Origin of the sequence: Faecalibacillus sp. H12 (genome assembly GCF_013361255.1) — a bacterium.
GTDB lineage: Bacteria > Bacillota_I > Bacilli_A > Erysipelotrichales > Coprobacillaceae > Faecalibacillus > Faecalibacillus intestinalis.
In genome coordinates this window covers 1-908 of the sequence record NZ_JABWDK010000074.1, presented here as the reverse complement: position 1 = coordinate 908, position 908 = coordinate 1, and the positions used below count along the sequence as shown (strand labels likewise).

At 36.0% G+C, this 908-nt stretch carries 1 protein-coding gene; it reads left to right on the top strand.

Annotated elements, in window-relative coordinates; translation table 11 throughout:
* Window positions 1-24: 24 nt before the first annotated feature.
* On the top strand, window positions 25-908 hold an 884-nt coding region (locus tag HUU89_RS14455), incomplete at its 3' end, for a PTS sugar transporter subunit IIC (protein ID WP_254697797.1).

The following is a 908-nucleotide window of genomic DNA, read 5'->3' as shown; positions in this document are numbered from 1 at the left end:
GCCCAAGAAATCGGTGTTTGGAACATGGGAGCTGAAAAAGCTGGTTACATTCCAGGTTTAGTAGGTTTAGCTGCATGGTTATCAGTTACAAACACTTCACACATGGTAGAAGGAGCTAAAGAAGCTTTCACTGGTATCGCTGGTAATGAATTAGGAGCTACTGGTTTATTCACTGGTATGATTATTGGTGTATTATCTGTTGAATTATTCTGCTTCTTCGAAAAACAAGATGCATTAAAAATTAAAATGCCAGAACAAGTTCCACCAGGAGTTGCTCGTGCATTCGAAGTTTTAGTACCAGCTACTATTACTTTAATCATCACTGCTTGTATTGGATCAGCATGTTATAACTTAACTGGTTTATACTTAAATGACGTTATCAAAAATGGTATCCAAGGTCCTTTAGGAGCTGTAGGTGCTACAATTCCAGGTGTTATGATTATCTATTTAGTAATCATGTTATTCTGGTTAGTAGGTATCCATGGTAACAACATGTTATCTGCAGTAAAAGAAGCATTATTTACACCATTAGCACTTGAAAACGTTGAAAAATTCAACAAAGGTGAAAAACCAACAAACATCATCAACATGTATGCATTACAAATGTGGGGTGAATTCGGTGGTTCAGGTGTTACTATCGGTTTAGTAATCGCAATCATGATCTTTGGTAAACGTGAAGATAACAAAGCAATCGCTACATTATCATTAGTTCCAGGTTTATTCAACATCAATGAAACAGTTACATTCGGTATTCCAATGGTATTAAACCCAATCTTAGGTATTCCATTTGTAGTTGCTCCATTAGTAACAATCATTATTGGTTATGTATTAACAGTTATCGGATTCTGTCCAGTTGCATGTTTAACAGTACCTTGGACAACTCCACCAATCGTATTTGGTTTCTTAGC